The organism is Cellulomonas flavigena DSM 20109 (genome assembly GCF_000092865.1).
Taxonomy (GTDB): Bacteria; Actinomycetota; Actinomycetes; order Actinomycetales; family Cellulomonadaceae; genus Cellulomonas; species Cellulomonas flavigena.
In genome coordinates, this window is record NC_014151.1 from 2,519,371 (window position 1) to 2,538,242 (window position 18,872).

The 18,872-nt window shown below is 75.7% G+C and carries 15 protein-coding genes; 14 read left to right on the top strand and 1 reads right to left on the bottom strand.

The genetic code is table 11. The features are described from left to right. Nucleotides 1-46: 46 nt before the first annotated feature. Nucleotides 47-670 carry a response regulator transcription factor gene (locus CFLA_RS11410; protein ID WP_013117480.1) on the top strand — a complete coding sequence of 208 codons (624 nt, stop codon included), beginning with the start codon at nucleotides 47-49 and terminating at the stop codon, nucleotides 668-670. 42 nt (nucleotides 671-712) lie between these two features. Here CFLA_RS11410 and CFLA_RS11415 read toward each other — a convergent pair whose 3' ends face one another. After that, entirely contained in the window at nucleotides 713-4,168 is a 3,456-nt protein-coding gene (locus tag CFLA_RS11415) for a TolB-like translocation protein (RefSeq protein WP_013117481.1), read from the bottom strand. A gap of 226 nt (nucleotides 4,169-4,394) precedes the next feature. Here CFLA_RS11415 and CFLA_RS11420 point away from each other — a divergent pair, with 226 nt between their 5' ends. From CFLA_RS11420 to CFLA_RS11475, 13 genes are all read left to right on the top strand, one after another. Beyond that, on the top strand, nucleotides 4,395-5,042 hold the full coding sequence (locus tag CFLA_RS11420) for a Pvc16 family protein (RefSeq protein ID WP_013117482.1): 648 nt from the start codon (nucleotides 4,395-4,397) through the stop codon (nucleotides 5,040-5,042). Further along, on the top strand, nucleotides 5,039-7,081 hold the full coding sequence (locus CFLA_RS11425; protein WP_013117483.1) for an ATP-binding protein: 2,043 nt from the start codon (nucleotides 5,039-5,041) through the stop codon (nucleotides 7,079-7,081). Before CFLA_RS11420 ends, CFLA_RS11425 begins: the two co-directional genes overlap by 4 nt. Before the next feature lie 143 nt (nucleotides 7,082-7,224). Continuing rightward, nucleotides 7,225-7,941, top strand: coding sequence for an eCIS core domain-containing protein (locus CFLA_RS11430; protein ID WP_013117484.1), 717 nt, complete (start codon nucleotides 7,225-7,227; stop codon nucleotides 7,939-7,941). Between the two features lie 111 nt (nucleotides 7,942-8,052). Then, nucleotides 8,053-9,618: a phage tail sheath family protein gene (locus CFLA_RS11435; protein WP_013117485.1), complete on the top strand. Its 1,566-nt coding sequence runs from the start codon at nucleotides 8,053-8,055 to the stop codon at nucleotides 9,616-9,618. Between the two features lie 26 nt (nucleotides 9,619-9,644). Further along, nucleotides 9,645-10,094: a phage tail protein gene (locus CFLA_RS11440; protein ID WP_013117486.1), complete on the top strand. Its 450-nt coding sequence runs from the start codon at nucleotides 9,645-9,647 to the stop codon at nucleotides 10,092-10,094. Next, entirely contained in the window at nucleotides 10,094-10,546 is a 453-nt protein-coding gene (locus CFLA_RS11445; protein ID WP_013117487.1) for a hypothetical protein, read from the top strand. The genes CFLA_RS11440 and CFLA_RS11445 overlap by 1 nt, the downstream gene beginning before the upstream one ends. Next, complete coding sequence (locus CFLA_RS20475; protein WP_013117488.1) at nucleotides 10,543-10,701, top strand: DUF6760 family protein; 159 nt, start codon at nucleotides 10,543-10,545, stop codon at nucleotides 10,699-10,701. The genes CFLA_RS11445 and CFLA_RS20475 overlap by 4 nt, the downstream gene beginning before the upstream one ends. 1 nt (nucleotide 10,702) lies before the next feature. Then, nucleotides 10,703-13,330 (top strand): hypothetical protein, encoded by a 2,628-nt coding sequence (locus CFLA_RS19750; protein WP_013117489.1) that lies wholly within the window; start codon nucleotides 10,703-10,705, stop codon nucleotides 13,328-13,330. A 22-nt stretch (nucleotides 13,331-13,352) separates the two neighbouring features. Then, complete coding sequence (locus CFLA_RS11455; protein WP_013117490.1) at nucleotides 13,353-13,808, top strand: phage tail protein; 456 nt, start codon at nucleotides 13,353-13,355, stop codon at nucleotides 13,806-13,808. 6 nt (nucleotides 13,809-13,814) lie between these two features. Further along, nucleotides 13,815-14,672 (top strand): CIS tube protein, encoded by an 858-nt coding sequence (locus CFLA_RS11460; RefSeq protein ID WP_013117491.1) that lies wholly within the window; start codon nucleotides 13,815-13,817, stop codon nucleotides 14,670-14,672. Then, the gene (locus CFLA_RS11465) at nucleotides 14,659-16,491 is read left to right on the top strand and encodes a VgrG-related protein (protein ID WP_013117492.1); all 1,833 of its coding nucleotides are present in this window, start codon (nucleotides 14,659-14,661) and stop codon (nucleotides 16,489-16,491) included. Before CFLA_RS11460 ends, CFLA_RS11465 begins: the two co-directional genes overlap by 14 nt. Before the next feature lie 16 nt (nucleotides 16,492-16,507). Next, nucleotides 16,508-16,927 (top strand): GPW/gp25 family protein, encoded by a 420-nt coding sequence (locus CFLA_RS11470; protein ID WP_013117493.1) that lies wholly within the window; start codon nucleotides 16,508-16,510, stop codon nucleotides 16,925-16,927. Nucleotide 16,928: 1 nt separating this feature from the next. Continuing rightward, nucleotides 16,929-18,872, top strand: coding sequence for a putative baseplate assembly protein (locus CFLA_RS11475; RefSeq protein ID WP_013117494.1), 1,944 nt, complete (start codon nucleotides 16,929-16,931; stop codon nucleotides 18,870-18,872).

An 18,872-nucleotide genomic window follows, 5' to 3' on the forward strand; every position in this document is an offset into this window, starting at 1 on the left:
CACGCGGCGTCCGCAGGGGGCGCCCGGGGGGTGGCAGGAGCAGGACATGGAACGTGTGGCGGTGTGGGTGAGCGCCCGGGACCCGATCTCCGAGGCGGGCGTGGTCAGCGCGCTGCGGCCGCGGCCCGAGGTGCGGGTGCTGGCGGCCGACGAGGCGGCGGCGTCCCAGGTCGCGGTCGTGGTGGCGGACTCGGTCGACGAGGACGCGCTGCGGCTCGTGCGGATGGTGCGCCGCCAGAGCCCCAGCCAGGTGGTGCTCGTGGCGGGGCGGCTGGAGGACGGCGACGTCGTGACCGCGGTGGAGGCGGGCGTGCTCGGGCTGCTGCGCCGCAGCGAGGCGACGCCCGACCGGCTGGTGCGGGTGATCTGCGGTGCGGTGACGGGCGAGGGTTCCGTCCCGCCCGACCTGCTCGGTCGGCTCCTCGACCAGGTCGGCACCCTGCAGCGGCAGGTCCTGCGGCCGCGCGGTCTGACCTTCACGGGTCTGGCGGCGCGGGAGATCGACGTCCTCAAGCTCGTCGCCGAGGGCTACGACACCGCGGAGATCGCCCAGCACCTGGCGTACTCGGAGCGGACCGTGAAGAACGTGCTGCACGACGTGACGACACGGCTGCAGCTGCGCAACCGGTCGCACGCGGTCGCGTACGCGCTGCGCGAGGGGCTGATCTGACGGCAGGCTCCGACGGGGCGGGCCCGGAAGGCGCCCGCCCCGTCACTTGCGGAACAGGAACGACGGTGCGGCGACCGACGGGGGCACGATCAGCACCGGCGCCGCGACCTGGCCGAACCCGCCGGGCGTCGCCGTGTCGTCCGCCCGCAGGTCGCGGGGCGCCACCAGGGTGTCGGCGATCACCAGGAGCGCCGTGCCGAAGCGACCCTCGGCGTCGGTCGTGTGCGGGCCCGGGGACCCCATGACCCCCTGCGACCAGCTCAGGCGCACGTCGACGGACGGCGGGAACCACTGGCCGGCGACGAACACGACCCCGCCGGGCCGCGTGACCGGGGGCAGGACGCTCAGCTGCGGGCTGCGGACCTCGAGGTCGACGGACGCCACGTCGTCCGACCGGTCGGGGTCCGGCGACGACGTGCTCACCGTGCCCGTGACGGCACCGACCGCCGGCGGCCCGACGAACGCCGGTCCCGGCGTCAGGGTCACGCGCAGCACACGTGCCCCGCGGCCGGGCAGGGTGCCCAGCGCGCAGGGGTCCGCCGGCACGGGGCACTCGGGCGGCCCCGACGCGACGACGGCCGCGGGCAGCGCCGGCGCGAGCCGCACGTCCGACGCGGGCCGTGTCCCCGCGTTGCGCACCGTGAACGTCGCGGTCGCGGGCGCGCCGCCGACGTACACCGGCGACCGGTCGAGCTCGACGGTGACGCCGACCCCGCCGTCGACACCGGTCGACGCCCGCGCCGTGTTGTTGGTGACGACACGCTCGGGCGTCGTCGTGGTCGCCACGGCGAGGAAGGGCGTGGCGCCGTCGTCGCCGGTCACGGTGAGGGCGACGTCCCGGCTCTCCCCGGGCCGCAGACGCACCAGGGGGCAGCGCACGACGCCCGCGGAGAGGCCGCAGGCGGGCGGGACGGCAGCGGCCGCGCCGGGGGGCAGGGCGATGCTGACGGCGCCCCGCTCGACGGGTCCGGGTCCGGCGTTGGTCGCCCGGGCGACGACGGCCGTGGGCCCGTCCGCCGTCAGGGGCGTCGCGGTCATCGTCAGGACGAGGTCCGTCCACGGCTGCAGCACCGGGTCGGTCTCGAGCCCGCGCCCGTCGGCCACCGGCCGCGCACCGGAACCGTCGGGCGCGACGAGCCAGACGCCCAGCTCGTGCGAGCGGCCCGCGGGTACGGCGGTGACCGCGAGCACGCTGCCGTCGGGCGACCACGCCGGCTCGTCGGACGCCGCGACGAGCGGACGCGAGGCGGTGGGCGTGCCGTCGGCATGGAACCCGGTGACCGCCCGGACGTCCGTGACGACGCCGGCGGCGGGGTCCTGCAGCGTGAGGACGCTGACCGCTCCGGGGTTGTCGACGACGTGGACGTCCCCGGACCGGCGCACCAGGGCGAGGGACGCGACCGCGATCCGGGTGCCGTCGGGCGACCATGCCGGCGACCGACCTCGCACGACGTACTCCTGCGGCCCACAGGTCGTCGACCCGCAGTCGACCCTGGCCACGAGCTCGCGTGCGGTCGCGGGGGCGTCGACGTCGACCACCCACAGCGAGGTCGTCCCGGCGTAGCTGTCCGGGACCGCGACGCGGGCCGCGGACGTCGCGACGGTCCGGGACACGACGAGGCGCGTGGCGTCGGGCGACCACGACGCGTCGCGGACGCCCACCTCGTACTCCCACTCCTCGGGCTCGGGGAGCTCGAGCTCGCGCGTCGGGCGTGGCCCGGTCGTGCCCGAGGCGACGTCGACGAGCACGAGCCCGCGCTCCACCTCCTCACCGTCGTCGCGGTAGCGCTCGAGCACGATGCGCCGACCGTCGGGCGACCACCGCGGCGACACGTCCACGTCCGTGGGCTCCCGGTCGTACTCCAGGGGCACCGAGGTCAGGTCCGTGGTGTCGACGACGTGCAGCGCCCACCCCTGCGACCCGACCCACTCGCCGTCGTCGAGCTCGCACGTCACCGTGCGCGTGGCGACGACGAGCCGGTCGCCCGCCGGGGAGTACGAGGGCATCGCGTCGCCAGGCGGCACGTCGATGTCGTCGGGCGTCCCGCACCCCGGCCGCGCAGGGGTCGTCGAGCGGCGTCCGCTCCCGTCGTCCGCCCGCACGTCGGACACGACCGACGGCGGCGCGGGGACCTCCGCGACCAGGTCCGCCGCGTCGTACCACTCACCGAACGGGGAGAGCCCGCTCGTCCACGTCGGGTGCGTCTCGGGGCGGCCGACGTCACCGACCACGCGGACCTGCTGCTCCACCGCCGGGTCCGCGTCCCCCTGGGTGCCGACCATCGCGACCGCCACGTCCCCCGCCGGGTCGTCCGACGTCGTGGTGGACGCCAGGACGAATCCCTCACCGCCCCACGTCGTGGAGGTCGGGCCGCCGAAGGCCGGCTCCGAACCCTGCGGCGTGGTGTCCCACCAGTGCTCGGGGTCGGACTGGTAGGGGTTCACGAGCCTGGACCTGTCGGGGACGGGACGGAACGGCCCGTCCCCGTGCGGGTCCCCCGTCAGGCGCAGCAGCGCGACCGACCCGTCCCGCCGGAACTCGGTCGTCGAGAACGCCACGAGGACGTACGACTCGCCGCTGCGGGCCACGAGCGGCGAGACCGACGGCTGCGTCTCGGCGTGCTCGCTCTGCGTGAGCCGCGTCGCGGTGCTCTCGGCGGCGTCGACGCCCTGCATCCACAGGTCCCCCAGGCCGGCCGGGTCGTCGCGCGTGCCCGAGTAGACGACCAGGTCGGAGGACGGCACGAAGGCGGGCCACAGCTCGTCGGCGTCGCCGCTCGTCACGCGCCTGGTCTCGTCCTGCGTGCACGCGTCCCCCAGCTCCTCGACGGAGCGCGTCGTGACCGCGACGTCCCACGACCCGCCGGCGTCGGTCGCCCAGGCCACCCGCCCGGTCTCCGGGGAGACCACCGGGTGCGACTCGCGCGCGGCGTCGCAGGTCACGCGGACCACCCGCTCGGGGCTGCCCTGCCTGCTGACGAGGACGTGGACGTCACCACCGTGGTGCGGCCCCACGTCCGGCCGGTGCCGCACGAACGCCAGGTACCGCACCTCGTCGGCGAACGCGCCGCTCGGCTGGCTGTCGGCCGGGTCCGGCACCGGCGGCGACGGCGAGGCGGTCGGCGCGGGCGTCGGAGCCGGCAGCGCGGTCGAGGTGCCGGTCGGGGACGGTGCCGGGGTGGTGGCCGACGGGGACGGCGAGGGGCTGCCCGACGGGAACGGCGAGGGGCTGCCCGACGGGGACGGCGAGGGCACGACCGGGCCCGGGGCGGACTCCCCCAGGGGAAGGACACCCCCGTACCCGTGCCCGACCCGGGCGCGCACGAGCGCGGTGCCCCCGTCGGTGAACGCCAGGCGGGGCTCGACGGCGACCGGCGCGGGGAGCGCGGACGGCGCCGGCCCGGCGGACAGCGCGGGCGCGCCCTGTGCCCCGGCCGCCGACGCCAGGGCCACCGCGAGCGCGAGGACGACGACCCGGGCACCCCTCGCGCCGGTCATGGCAGGCCTCCCCCCGCGGACATCATGCCTGCCACGCTGCCGGGCCGGACCGCACCGCGGCAGCCGAGGGCGGCCCGCCCTTGGGGCACGGCCGACCGCCTCATCGGGCACCGCGCCCGCCCTCCTGCCCTTTCAGCCCCGGCGCCGTGCCTCAAGGGCTGTCCCCCGTCCCCTGCGGCCGGCGGCGGGCTCGGGGCACGGTGGGCGCGACGATCGGAGTGAGCGCATGATCGGTGAGGTCGACGAGGCGCTGCGCGCGCTCGTGCGCGAGGCGGTGGACAGCCCGGACGTCGAGGTGGTGCTCGACGCGCCGACGAAGGAGTGGGCCGCGCGCCGCAACGCACCGACCGTCGACGTCTACCTGTACGACCTGCGGGAGGACCTGCGCCGCCGCACCCGGGGCGAGCTGACGAACCGGGTCGAGGGGAAGGTCGACAGCCGGTACCAGCCACCCCGGCACTTCCGCCTCTCCTACCTGGTGACCGCCTGGACGCAACGCCCCGAGGACGAGCACCGGCTCCTCGACGCGGTGCTGCGGCACCTGCTGCGGACCGACGCCCTGCCCGCCAGGGTGCTCGAGGCGCCGCTGGCTGCCGCCGGTGCGCGGGCGCCGCTGTTCGTCGGCCTGCCGCCCCCCGAGGACCGCGGTTTCGCCGACGTGTGGACCGCCCTGGGCGGCGAGCTCAAGCCGTCCATCGACGTCGTGGTCGACGTCCCCGTGCTCACGCCGGCCCGCGGCACCGTCGGCCCGCCCGTCGAGTCGGGCCTCGTGGTGGACCTCGCCGACCTCGAGGGGCGCGCAGCGGACGTCGGCGCCCGCCGGCACGAGCCGCCGCCGTCCCGCGCCGGTGCCCGCCGCCGGAGGTCACGGTGAGCGTGCCGGTCGACGCGAGCACCGCGCACGTGCTGGGCAGGGTGGCGGTCGTGGAGGAGCGCGTGCGCGAGCTGGTCGCCCGGCGCCGCCGCGACGACCCGCAACCGGACGACCCGTTCCGCGGGCTGTACCTCAGTGACGACGCGGTCGACCGCCTGCTCGCCGGTCCCGCGGTCGACCCGCTGTCGCACGCCGTCGACGCCCGCACGGTGGCGAGCGAGACCGCCGCCGACCGGGCGCAGGCCGCGGGTGAGCGGCTGCGGCTGCGTGAGCTCGCGCACGACTTCGCGCTCGAGCCTCTCGACGTCGAGCTGCTCCTCGTCGCGCTCGCCTGCGAGATCGACTCGCGGTTCGAGCAGCTGTTCGGCTATCTCAACGACGACGTCACCCGGCGGCGGCCGTCGGTGACGGTGGCGCTCGCGCTGTGCGGCGTGCCGCTCGCGTCGTCGCACGGCCGGCACCGGCTGCTGCACGGGCCGCTCGTCACCGCGGGGCTGGTCGAGCTGGAGGAACCCGACCGGCCGCTGCCCGGGCGGCAGCTGCGCGTGCCCGACCGTGTGGTGGGGCACCTGCTCGGCGACGACGCCCCCGACCGCTCCCTCGACGGCGTGCTGCTCGACGAGGACGACGTGGCCTGGGGCGACCCCACCCGGCTGGTGAGCGCCCTGACGGGCGGCGCACGGCTCGTGTACCTGCGCGAGCAGCCCACCGGGTCCGGACGCGTGCTCGCGGTGCGAGCGCTGCACGCGGCCGGGCACGGGGCGCTCGTGCTCGACGGGTCGGCGCTCGCAGCGGGCACCGACCCGCTCGGAACCGTGCGGACCGCCGTCCGCGAGGCGCACCTCACGCGCTCCGGCCTCGTCGTGGGTGGGGTCGAGGACCTCGTCGGCCACCCGCGCGCCCTGCGAGCGCTGGTCGCCGCACGCGTCCCGGTCCTCGCCGTCGGACGGCGCTCGTGGGACCCCACCTGGAGCGAGTGGCCACCGCTGCTGCTCGACGTGCCGGCCTCGACCGTCGCGGAACGCACCGCGCTGTGGCGGCACTCGCTCGGGACGGACCACCGGGACACCGCGTCGGCGACCGCGCCCTTCCGGCTGCGTCCCGAGCAGGTCACCCGGGCGGCGCGGGCGGCGCGCCAGCAGGCGACGCTCGACGGGGAGCTCACCGTGGACCACGTCCGCGTCGGCGCGCGCGCAGAGAACGGCACCGAGCTCGAGCGGCTCGCCCGCCGCATCGAGCCCGCCGTGGGGTGGGACGACCTCGTGCTGCCGCCCGGCGCACTGACCGCCCTGCGGGAGATCTCGACCCGTGCCCGCCACCGCGAGCAGGTGCTCGGCGACTGGCGGATGCGGCCCGGCGGCGGGCGCGGGCACGGGGTCGCGGCGCTCTTCGCCGGCGACTCCGGGACCGGCAAGACCATGTCGGCCGAGGTCGTCGCGCACGACCTCGGCCTGGATCTGTACGTCGTCGACCTGGCCACCGTGGTCGACAAGTACATCGGGGAGACCGAGAAGAACCTCGAGCGCATCTTCGCGGGCGCTGCGGGCGTCAACGCGGTGCTGCTCTTCGACGAGGCCGACGCGGTCTTCGGGCGGCGCAGCGAGGTCAAGGACGCGCACGACCGGTACGCCAACATCGAGAGCGCGTACCTCCTGCAGCGCATGGAGTCGTTCGACGGGCTCGTCGTGCTGGCGACGAACCTACGCGCCAACATCGACGACGCGTTCATCCGGCGGCTCGACGTGGTCGTCGACTTCCCCGTCCCGGACGCGGCTCAGCGCACCGCCCTGTGGGACCGGTGCCTGGGTCACCGGGTGCCACGTGACGACGACGTCGACCTGACGTTCTGCGGCGAGGCGTTCGAGCTCGCCGGCGGGGCCATCCGCTCGGCCGCCGTGACCGCGGCGTACCTGGCGGCCGCCGACGGCGGCACGATCGCCATGCGCCACGTCGTCTCGGCGGTCTACCGGGAGTACCGCAAGCTCGGGCGGCTCACGCTCGAGAGCGAGTTCGGCCCGTACTGGCACGTCCTGCGATGACGCGGCGCTCCCCGGCGCGGCCGCACGTCGCCGCGCGTTGCCCGGACGGGCGGGACCGGTGCCCGGACGGACGTCCGTCACGTCCTGCTGCGCACGCGCCGCGGGTGACAGCGTCGAGGCACGACGACGAGAGAGGGGCAGCGATGCGCTCCCACGACCACGCGGACCACCCCGAGGGGCTCCGCACCGCCTCGCCCCGCGTCGACGAGGACCGCGCCGCACCCGTGGTGGGACGGGCGCTCGCGGGCGACCGCCCCGACCTGCTCGGCAGCGCGGGTCTGACGTACCTGCAGCGCACGGCCGGGAACTCCGCCACGGCCGACCTCGTCGAGGGTGAGCGCTCGCCGGTGCTCGACGTGCTGTCGTCGGGGGGTGGGCGGCCGTTGGAGCCCGGTGTGCGCTCGGACATGGAGGCCCGGCTCGGCGCCGACTTCGGCGACGTGCGCGTGCACACGGACTCCGCGGCGGCCGACTCGGCACGCGCGGTGGGCGCGCACGCCTACACGGTCGGGCGCGACGTCGTCTTCCAGCGCGACGCGTACGACCCGGACTCCCATGCCGGCCGCACCACCCTCGCGCACGAGCTCACGCACGTCGTCCAGCAGCGCTCCGGTCCCGTCGACGGCACGCCGACCGGCGACGGGGTCCAGGTGTCCGACCCGGGCGACCGCTTCGAGACCGCGGCCGCCGCCACGGCGGAACACGTCATGTCCGCCCCGGCCGGCGCGTCGGCCGTCGGCACCGCAGGCGCCGGCGTGGCCGCGGCGGTGCAGCGCGAGGAGGTACCCGAGGACGCCGAGCTCCAGGGTGCGTTCGTCCAACGCGAGGAGGAGCCCGAGGAGGATCTCGGGTCCTCCTGACAGCGCCCGATCGGGCAGCCGCTCCGCCCTGTCGCGCGACCCACCGGCCTCACGGGCCACCATCGCACCGCCGCACGCTGAACATCTACTCCCTGTGCCCGAGGAGGGGACATGCCGACCTACCTGTCACCCGGCGTCTACGTCGAAGAGGTGGAAGCGGGGTCCCGGCCCATCGAAGGGGTCGGCACCTCCGTCGCCGCATTCGTCGGCATGGCCGCCCGAGGCCCCTTCAACCAGCCCACGCTCGTGTCCAACTGGACGCAGTTCACCGAGGCCTTCGGCGACTTCGTCCCCGGGTCGTACCTCGCGCACGCGGTGTACGGCTACTTCCTCAACGGCGGGAGCACGGCGTACGTCGTGCGCATCGGCCAGGAGCAGACCGCCGACGCCGACGAGGTCCGGGGTCGCGCGGCGCCGAAGGCCCTGCCGGCGGGCGCCCAGGCCGTGGTCGGGGCGTACCGGGTGCAGGCGGCCGAGCGGGCCCCCAAGACCAAGCAGCTCAGCGTCGAGATCGCCGACGCCGGCGGCGAGAACCCGCCGGACGACCAGTTCAAGCTGGTGGTGCGGGTGGACGGCAAGGAGGCGGAGACCTTCGACAACGTCACCACCAAGCGCGGCGACGACAACGTCGCGACGAAGGTCAACCAGCACAGCAAGCTCGTCGTCATCGAGGAGCTCGCGTCGGGCAGCGCGCTGACCCGGCCCGACAAGGGCACCGCGGAGCTGCAGGTGCCGGAGCCCGAGCCCGAGCCGCCCGCGACCGGCGACCTGGGCGCCGACGACTACATCGGCGACGCCGCCGACCGCACCGGCTTCAGCGGCCTGGAGGCCGTCGACGAGGTCACGATCGTGGCCGTGCCGGACCTGGTGGCCGCGCTCGAGCAGGGCGCGATCGACCTCGAGACCTTCCAGGCCGTGCAGCTCGCGATGATCGCGCACTGCGAGCTCATGGGGAACCGCATGGCGATCCTCGATCCGCCGCCGGGCCTCAACCCGCAGCAGGTCAAGGACTGGCGCGTCGACACGGCCGGCTACGACTCGAAGTACGCGACCCTGTACTGGCCGTACCTCAAGGTGTTCGACCCGGCCACGGGCGGCAACCGGTTCGTGCCGCCGTCGGGGCACGTCGCCGGCATCTGGGCGCGCAACGACGAGTCCCGCGGCGTCCACAAGGCCCCCGCCAACGAGGTCGTCCGTGGCGTCATCACCCTCGCCACGCAGATCACCCGCGCCGAGCACAACCTGCTCAACCCTGTCGGCATCAACGCCATCCGCACGTTCCCGGGCCGCGGCGTGCGGGTGTGGGGCGCCCGCACGCTCTCGTCGGACCCGGCCTGGCGGTACGTCAACGTCCGGCGGCTGTTCAACTACCTCGAGGAGTCGATCCTCATCGGCACCCAGTGGGTGGTCTTCGAGCCCAACGACGACGCCCTGTGGGCCCGGATCCGGCGCACCATCAGCGCGTTCCTCGTCAACGAGTGGCGCAAGGGCGCGCTGTTCGGCCTCAGCCCCGAGGAGGCGTTCTTCGTGCAGTGCGACCGGGAGACGAACCCGGCCGAGGCCATCGACGCCGGGCAGGTCACCTGCCGCATCGGTGTCGCGCCGGTCAAGCCTGCCGAGTTCGTCATCTTCCAGCTCTCGCAGTTCTCCGGCGGCACCAGCCTCGCGGCCGAATGACACACGACAAGGATGGTGACTGAGCGATGGCACTCCCCGACCAGTTCGACCTCGCGACCGCGTACGCGTTCAGCGTGAAGATCGACGGCATCCAGATCCCCCACGTCATGGAGGTCAGCGGCCTCAAGGCCGAGGTCGACAAGGTGACCTACCAGCAGCAGGGCCAGGACGGGAAGTTCGTGACCCGGCAGATGATGGGCCGGCAGAAGGCGGGCGAGTTCAAGGTCAAGCGCGGCCTGACGGACTCCACGACCGTGACCGACTGGCTCAAGGCCGTGTTCGACGGCAAGCTCTCCGAGGCCCGCAAGACCGCCGAGGTCGCGATCTACACGTCGGACAACACGCTGCTCAAGCGGATGAACTTCCGCAACGTCTGGGTCAAGGACGTCGAGCTCGGCGGCACCCTCAAGGCCGGGTCCACCGAGCCGTTGTCGGAGACGTTCACGGTCTGCTGGGACGAGATGGAGTTCGCGTGATGCGACGCTCCCCGCTCCCGCTCGTGCTGGACGAGCCGCCCGTCGCCGAGCAGGCCGACGGGCGGCCGCCGGCGCGCGAGACGCTGCGCACCGAGTTCGACTTCGTCCTGCCGCGCGGCTACCTGGACGCGGACGGCGTGCTGCACCGTCACGGCACGATGCGCCTGGCGACCGCGCGTGACGAGCTGCTGCCGCTGTACGACGCACGCGTGCAGGAGAACCCGGCCTTCACCACCGTCGTGCTGCTCAGCAGGGTCCTGACGTCGCTCGGCACGCTGTCGGCCGTCTCGTCCTCCGTCGTGGAGAACATGTTCGCGTCGGACGTCGCGTTCCTGCAGGACCTGTACCGGCGGATCAACGCCGAGGGGCACACGCGCGCCGCCGTGACCTGCCCGTCGTGCGCGCACCGGTTCGACGTCGACCTCTCCGGCGGGCGCCTGGGGGAATCGTGACGTACGCGCCCGAACGCATCCACCAGGAGGTCGCGTACGTCGCCTACCACTTCCACTGGTCGCTCGACGCGATCCTCGACCTCGAGCACCCGCAGCGGCTGCGGTACGTGCAGGAGATCGCGGCGATCAACCGCCGCATGACCGAGGAGCGCTGACGTGCGCCTGCCGTGGCGGCGCCCCGCGCCCGGGGCCGAGCCGTCGACCGTCGCCCGGACCCCGGACCGCGGCGCGGACCGCGTGCTCGCGGAGTCCCGCGCGGGCTGGGCGTTCCTGCCGCCGCTGCAGCGGACGCTGGGGGCCACCGAGCTCACGACGCGCGCCGGGGAGTTCGCCGCCGCCCTGCCCACGCGCGCGCTGCCGCTGCTGACCGGCGAGATGTCCCACCTCGTGAGCCCGGTCGCGCCGGCCGGGGTCGTCGACGGCGACGGCGACCGGACGGCCGTCCCGGGCACGAGGTCGGCCGACGTCGACCTCACGCTCCTGCCCCCTGCCGGCCCGCGGTCCCTCCCCGCGCGGGTGCAGCGCCGGACCGGCGTGCTCACCGGTCTGGACGCACCCCCCGCCGACGTGCCGGTGCTGCGGGCGGTCCCCGTGGACCCGCCCGCCCCGGCCGACGTCCCCGGGGGAGGCGGCGGCACCGACGCCCCGGCACCGACCGCCGGGGACGCGGTGAGCAGGTCGCTGCTCACCGCGGCGCCCGCCTCGGGGGCCGCACCGCGCACGTCTCCCCTGTCGCCGGCACCGCACCCGGACGGCTCTGCGCTGCCGGTCGTCTCCCCGGGTGCGGCACCCGGCGGATCCTCCCGACCCGCGACGGCCCCGGCGACAGTGCCGCCGCTGCCCTCCGGGCCGGCCGTGCAGCGCGCCACCGTGCAGCCGGCCGTGCCGGCCGGACCGGGGTCCTCCCCCGGCGGCGCGACCCACCCGACGCCCTCACCGACGGGTACGCCGACCCCCGGGGCGGTGCGCGTCCCGCCGGTCACGGCCGCGGCCCGGCCGGAGCCTGCACCCGCGCCCGTCCGGCCCGCCCCCGGTATCGGGCCGACCGCCCAGCGGCGGGTCGGGCTGGGTGCACCCCTGCCGCACGACGCCCCGCCGCCGGCCCCGGGCCCCCGCTCCGCCGTGTCGGCACCACCGGCCACGCCCCCGGCGCCGCCGGGCCCCGGGGCGGCCTCCGGCGTCGACGGGCTCCCCGCGGCGCACGTGCCCGATCCGGCCCGCCGGACGACATCCCCGGACCCGACCGTCGTGCCGCCGACCCTCGTGCCGCCGACCCTCGTGCCGCCGACCCTCGTGCCGCCGACCCTGGTGCAGCCGGCCCTGGTGCAGCCGACCGTCGGCCCGCACCTGAGCGCCGCACCGGCGCCCCCCGACCTGCGGGTCGTGCAGCGGGCGACCGAGCAGCCGGTGAACGAGCAGCCGGTGCACGAGCAGTCGGTGCACGAGCAGTCGGTCCACGAGCAGCCGGTGTCCGGGCGGCAGACGTCCGACGCGCACCGGTCCCCGAGCCCCGAGGCACCGGCCGCGCCGCCGCACGACGTGCCCGTGCTCGGCGCCGGTGACGCGGACGCCGACGCGCCCTCACCCACCGGTGCCGTCGCGCAGCCCACCGCGGGGACGCCCGGGCACCGCGTCGCGTCCGTCCCTGCCCTGCCCGTCGTCGCGCGCACCGCCGACCAGGCGCTCGCCGACGCCGGCGCGACCACGCAGTCACGGCCGCTGCCCGCACCCGCGGGGCCGGTGCGGCCGGCGGCGGGCACCCCGGCGGCCGCCGGCACCACCCGTCCCGTCGCGGCGCTGCCGTCCCCGGGTCCCCTGCCGGTGGTGCCGGCGGTCCAGCGGAACGACGACCCCCCGGCGCCCCTCCTCGGGGCGGGCCCGACCTCTCCGCCCGCCGCCCCCGACCACCCGGCCGGCGCCACCGCCCTCGTGCCCGGCGTGCCCGCCGTCGAGCCACCGCGCGCGCCGGTGCCCGCCGTGACGTCCCTCGGTCCTCGACCGGTGACGCCGCGCGGACGCACCGCCCCGGTCACCGCGCACGCCCCGACGGGCGCCGTGCAGCGCGCGGCGTCATCGCCGACCGGCGCGACCGCCGCTCAGGTGTCGCTGCTCTCGACCTCGCGCGGCGCCCTGCGCGCCACCTCGCAGGCACCGGCGACGCCCGGCGGGGCGACCGGCCTCCCGCCCGCGGTCCGCACCGGCCCCCCGACGCCCCTCCAACGGACCGCGAGCGCGACCACCGTCCGTCCGGCGAGGACCGTGCTGCGCGACCCCGGGGGCACGTCGGCTCCCGACGGTCCCGCCCCGGCGCGCCTCGGGACGCCCGTCGAGACGTGGCCGACCGGCAGCCCCCCCGGGGACCGGGAGACGGTCCCCGGCGCGGGCGTGCTGGGCGTGCTGGGCGTTCCGGTCGCGCCGGTCGCGCCGGTCGCGCCGGTCGCGCCGGTCGCGCCGGTGCAGCGCGCGATCGCCCCCCCACCGCTGCTCGAGCTCGCCCGGCAGCCGGCCCCCCAGGCGACTGAACTCGCAGGCGCGTCGCAGACCGCCGCGGCGCCGCACCTGCCCACGCCGACCGTCCAGACGGCCGTCGCCGCCGCACCCGGCCCGGTCGCCGTGCCCGGCACCGCGACGACGCCGACGTCCCCGACGGGGTCGCCGTTCGCGGCCGCGACGGCGGCCGACCTCGACGAGCTCGCACGCCGCCTGACGGAGCCGATGCTGCGGCGCGTGCGCGGGCAGCTGCTCGTCGACCGCGAGCGCCGCGGTACGCGGGTGGACCTGTGACGAGGAACGAGGGAGGTGGACCATGAGCGAGGCGGTGAGGGTGCTGCAGGAGGTCGACACCGCCGTCGGCGTGCACTACCTGGTGAAGGTCGACGGCGAGGACCTCGGGCACTTCAGCTCGTGCGAGGGCCTCGGGGTCGAGGTCGTGCTCGAGAGCCGCGAGGAGGGCGGCTTCAACACCGGCGTCTGGCAGCTGCCGACGCGGCTGAAGTACCCGAACGTCAAGCTGTCGCGCCCGCTGGGCGCCGGCACGGGCAAGGTCGCCCGGTGGCTGTCCAAGGTCAGCCAGGGTCTGGTCGCGACGACCGCGACGATCACCGCCCGATCGACGTCCGGCCAGGACATCGTCACCTGGAACCTGCTGGGCGTCGTGCCGGTGCGCTGGACCGGGCCGTCGCTGACCACGGAGAACGGCAAGGTGGCGACCGAGACGCTCGAGCTCGCGCACCACGGGTTCCACGACGGCGCAGGGTGGTGACGTGACGTGGGAGGTGCTCCGACAGGGCTGGACGCCGGCGCGGCGACGACCGCGGGCGGCTCCGAGGGTTCGCTGAAGAAGGCGCTGCTCGAGCTGCACGAGCCGTCGCTCGACGGCTCGCTGCACAAGCCCGGTGCGCTCATCGGCACGATCGCGTTCCAGTTCAACCCGAAGGAGCTGACGGTCAGCAAGGCCGCGACCTGGACGCGCCCGACGACGCGGGGGTCCACGAAGGCCAGCCCGCCGCAGTACCAGGGCCCGAAGCCGTCGAGCATGACGCTCGAGATGTTCCTCGACGCGTCCGTGGTCCTCGCCACCGGCGGTGCGCAGGGCGACGGTGTCGTGCCGACCGTCGAGAAGCTCCTGCGGTGCTGCGTGCCCACCGACAGCTCGCACGGGAAGAAGAAGGACTCACCGCCGTGGGTCCAGCTGAAGTGGGGCGGTGTGACCGGGTTCGTGGGGTACGTCGAGAAGGTCGACGCGAAGTACACGCTGTTCACGCCCGCCGGCCTGCCCGTGCGGGCGGTGTGCACCGTCACCCTGCAGGAGCTCGCGGGCGAGCCGCCCGGCACCAACCCGACGTCGGGCACCCCGACGCCGCACCGCGAGCACGTCGTCGTGCACGGGGACTCGCTGGCCGGCATCGCCTACGCCGAGTACGGCGACGCGTCCCTGTGGCGGGCCGTCGCCGAGGTCAACAGGGTCGACGACCCCGCGCGCCTGCGCCCCGGTCGGCGGCTGCTGCTGCCCACCGCGGACGAGGTCGCACGGCCCACGTCGCGGTCGGGCCTGCCGGGCGCTGCCGTGCCGGCGCTGCCGGCGGCCCCGGCACCGGCGCGGGAGGTGGCCCGTGGCGCACGGTGAGGAGCACAGCGCGTCGCTCCTGGTCGACGTCGAGGGCCAAGAGCTGCCGATCGACGTGCGGGTGCTCATGGTCGCCGCCTCGGTGGACTCCAGCCGCAACGTCCCCGACATGTTCGTGCTGCGCTTCAGCGACGAGGCGGGGACCGTGCTGACGAAGGGACGCTTCACGATCGGCGCCAGGGTGCGGCTGCGCGTGCAGAGCAGCGCACCGGGCGCCCCGGCCCCGCTGCTGGACGGTGAGGTCACCTCGCTGGAGGCCGAGCTGGACGCGGACGGGTTCCACACGGTCGTGCGCGGCCTCGACCGCTCGCACCGGCTGTTCCGGGGACGCCGCATGGAGGCCTACCGGAACATGACCGTCGACGAGATCGCCCGGAAGGTCGCGAGCCGTGCAGGCCTGCGGGCCGGCCGGTGCGACGTGGGCGGCGGCCCGCTCGAGCACACGGTGCAGGACAACGTGAACGACTGGGACTTCCTCACGTCCTTGGCCGCCCCGCGCGGCGCGATGGTGCGTGTCGTCGACGGCGCGCTGGACCTCACGCGGCCCGCGCAGGCGTCCACGGCCCCCTCCGGTGGCGGCGCGCGGACCAACCCGTACGTGCTGGAGAAGGGCACGAACCTGCTGTGGCTGCGCGCGACGGTCACGGCAGCCGGGCAGGTTCCCGAGGTCGAGGTGCGCGGCTGGGACGTCACCCAGAAGCAGGCGGTCGTCGCGGTCGCGCCCGGCGCCACCACCACGGTCGTGCTCGCGGACGCCGACCCCGCACGGCTGGCGCAGACCTTCAGCAGCCCGCGCTACGTGCAGCCCGCGCCGTCCGTCGGCGACCCGGCGCGGTGCCGCGCGCAGGCCACCGCCCTGGCGGACCGGATCGCCTCCGGGTTCGCCGAGCTGGAGGGCACCACGCACGGCAGCCCCGCCATGCGGGCGGGCGAGCCGGTCACGCTGCGCGGGATGGGCAGCCCCTTCGACGGCCGGTACACGCTCAGCGCCGTGCGGCACGAGTTCACCGCGGAGGTCGGCTACGTCACCTCCTTCACCGTCGCCGGTGCCTCCGAGCGCTCGCTGTACGGGACCGTCGTCGGCGCAGGACGCCCGGCGGTCACCCCGGGCGTGCTCAGCGCGGTGGTGACGGACGTCAAGGACCCCCAGGGCCTCGGCCGCGTGCGCGTGAAGTTCCCCGTGCACTCCGACCAGTACGAGAGCGGGTGGGCACGGGTCACGGCGCCCGGCGCCGGCGCCGGGCGCGGCACCGGCCTCCTGCCGGAGGTCGGCGACGAGGTGCTCGTCGCGTTCGGCGACGGCGACATGGGCGACCCGTACGTGCTGGGCGGGCTGTACAACGGCAAGGACACGCCCGAGCCGGACCAGGTCAACGCCAACGACGGCAAGGTCCAACGTCGCGTGTTCGTCTCGCGCACCGGCATGCGCGTCGAGCACGTCGAGAAACCGGACGGCGAGGAGCTCGTGCTGAGCACCAACAAGGGGGCGCAGAAGGTCCGGCTCGTGCAGAAGCCGGACGCGAGCATCGAGATCGTCTCCGAGGGCCCGGTGACCGTGACCGCCGAGAAGGACGTCACCGTGACGGCCAAGAAGGACGTCGCGGTCAGCACCTCGACGGGCGCGGTGACGGTCACGGGGGCCGACATCACGCTCGAGGGCACGAAGTCGGTGACGCTGAAGGCGCCGAAGGTGACCGTCGACGGCACCGCGAGCGTCGAGGTGGGCGCCCCCACCGTCAAGGTCGCGGCGACCGCCACCGCCGAGCTGTCCGGGAACGCGACGACCACCATCCGCGGTGGCCTGGTGAAGATCAACTGAGCCGAGGAGGCGCGGCGTGGGACAGGAGTTCGTCGGGGCCGGCTGGGCCTTCCCCGTGCGCACCGACGCGACCGGGCGCATCGCGCTGTCGCGCGAGAGCCGCGAGATCGAGGAGAGCATCCGGCTCGTCCTCGCCACCGCGCCGGGCGAGCGGCCGATGCGGCCCGAGTTCGGCTGCGCCGTGCACGACTACGTGTTCGCGCCCGCCGACTCCTCGACCGCGGGCTCCGTCTCCTACGCGGTGCGGGTCGCGCTCGACCGGTGGGAGCCGCGGATCGAGGTGCGGGACGTCGTGGTGCGGTACGACCGGGAGGACCTCGGCCTGCTGTACATCGACGTGCACTACGCGGTGCGGGGCACCAACGACCCGCGCAACCTCGTCTTCCCGTTCTACACGATCCCCGACGAGACCTCGACGACGACCAGCGGAGCCTGACGTGCTACCCACACCCCACCTCGACGACCGGCGGTTCCAGGACCTCGTGGACGATGCCAAGCGGATGGTGCAGCGCCGCTGCCCCGAGTGGACGGACCACAACGTGTCCGACCCGGGGGTCACCCTCATCGAGACCGTCGCGTTCATGACCGACGAGCTGTTCTACCGGCTGAACCGGGTGCCCGACCGGCTCTACGTGACCTTCCTCGACCTGCTGGGCGTCCGGCTCCACCCGGCCGCGGCGGCGACCGTCGACGTGACGATGTGGCTGTCGGCCCCCCAGCCGGAGCCCGTCGTGGTGCCCGAGGGCACCGAGGTCGCGACGCCGCACTCCGAGCGCGACGACGCCGTCGTCTTCACGACGACGGCCGCGCTCACCGTGCCACCGCGTCGGCTCGCGCACCTGCTGACGCGGCGTGCCGGCGGCGAGCCGGTCGGGCACGACGAGCAGCTCGCGTTCCGGGAACCGTTCGGCGTCTTCGCCGACCTGCCGCAGGTCGACGACGCGCTGCTCCTCGGCCTGGACGACCGCGCGCCGTCGTGCGTCGTCGTGCTGCGGTTCGACTCCGACGTGCAGGGTGTCGGGGTGGACCCCCGGCACCCGCCGCTGGTCTGGGAGGCCTGGGACGGTCGCGGCTGGGTGCCGTGCGACGTCGAGTCCGACGGGACCGGCGGCCTGAACCGGCCCGGTGACGTCGTCGTGCACGTCCCCGCCACGCACACCGCATCCGTGCTGGCCGACCGGCGCGCGGGCTGGCTGCGCTGCCGCGTGGTGCCGCCCGACGAGGGGTACTCGGCATACAGCGCGTCGCCGACCGTCCGGGAGGCGAGCGCGTTCACGATCGGCGGGACCGTGGCCGCGGAGCACGCGGAGACCGTGGCAGAGGAGGTCCTGGGACTGTCCGAGGGCGTGCACGGGCAGGTGTTCGAGCTCGAGCACCGGCCCGTCGTCGCCGGCCCCCCGCTCACGGTGGAGGTCGCGGCCGGCTCCGGCTGGGAGACGTGGACCGAGGTCGAGTCGTTCGCGGGGCACGGCGAGCAGGACCGCGTGCTCGTCGTCGACCGCGCGGCCGGCGAGGTCCACCTCGCCCCGGCGCTCCGGGAGCCCGACGGCACGCTGCGTGCGCACGGCGCCGTGCCGCCCAAGGGCGCCCCGCTGCGCGTGCCGCGCTACCGCACGGGCGGTGGCCCCGGCGGCAACGTCGCGGCCGGGACGCTGCGGGTGCTGCGCGGCAGCGTGCCGTTCGTCGACCGCGTGTCGAACCGGCGGGCGGCCGGGGGCGGCGTCGCGGCCGAGACCGTCGACGAGGCGAAGGAGCGCGGGCCGCTGGCGCTGCGCGTGCGGGACCGCGCGGTCACGGCCGAGGACTACGAGGAGCTCGCTCGCGCCGCGACGACCGGCGTCGCCAGGGTGCGGTGCGTCCCGGCCGGGCAGGGGGCGGACGCGGGCGGTGTGCGCGTGCTCGTCGTGCCGACCGCCGTGGTGGACGGTGACGGTGCGCTGCGCTTCGAGGACCTCGTGCCCGACCCCGACCTGCTCGCGGCGATCGCGACGCACCTGGACGACCGCCGGCCCGTCGGCGCGCGCGTCAGCGTCGAGCCGCCGTTCTACCAGGGCGTCACCGTGGTGGCGCGCATCGTCCCGCGTCCGCGGGCCTCCGTCCCGGTGCTGCAGGCAGCGGCCGTCCGAGCGCTCACCACCTACTTCGACCCGCTGTCGGGGGGTCCGGACGGCGACGGCTGGCCGTTCGGACGCCCCGTGCAGGCCGGTGAGGTCTACGCGGTGCTGCAGCGGCTCCCCGGGACCGAGCTCGTCGAGGATGTCAAGCTGTTCGCCGCCGACCCGCTGACCGGGCGCCGTGGCGACCCGCTGCAGCGCATCGACCTCGACCGGCACGCGCTGGTCTTCTCGTTCCGTCACCAGGTCCGGGTGCTGGAGCCCTGA

Coding starts and splice junctions, on each gene's coding strand:
- CFLA_RS11415 (WP_013117481.1), bottom strand. CDS start 4,168: ATGACCGGCGCGAGGGGTGCCCGGGTCGTCGTCCTCGCGCTCGCGGTG.
- CFLA_RS11410 (WP_013117480.1), top strand. CDS start 47: ATGGAACGTGTGGCGGTGTGGGTGAGCGCCCGGGACCCGATCTCCGAG.
- CFLA_RS11455 (WP_013117490.1), top strand. CDS start 13,353: ATGAGCGAGGCGGTGAGGGTGCTGCAGGAGGTCGACACCGCCGTCGGC.
- CFLA_RS11420 (WP_013117482.1), top strand. CDS start 4,395: ATGATCGGTGAGGTCGACGAGGCGCTGCGCGCGCTCGTGCGCGAGGCG.
- CFLA_RS11435 (WP_013117485.1), top strand. CDS start 8,053: ATGCCGACCTACCTGTCACCCGGCGTCTACGTCGAAGAGGTGGAAGCG.
- CFLA_RS11445 (WP_013117487.1), top strand. CDS start 10,094: ATGCGACGCTCCCCGCTCCCGCTCGTGCTGGACGAGCCGCCCGTCGCC.
- CFLA_RS11440 (WP_013117486.1), top strand. CDS start 9,645: ATGGCACTCCCCGACCAGTTCGACCTCGCGACCGCGTACGCGTTCAGC.
- CFLA_RS11430 (WP_013117484.1), top strand. CDS start 7,225: ATGCGCTCCCACGACCACGCGGACCACCCCGAGGGGCTCCGCACCGCC.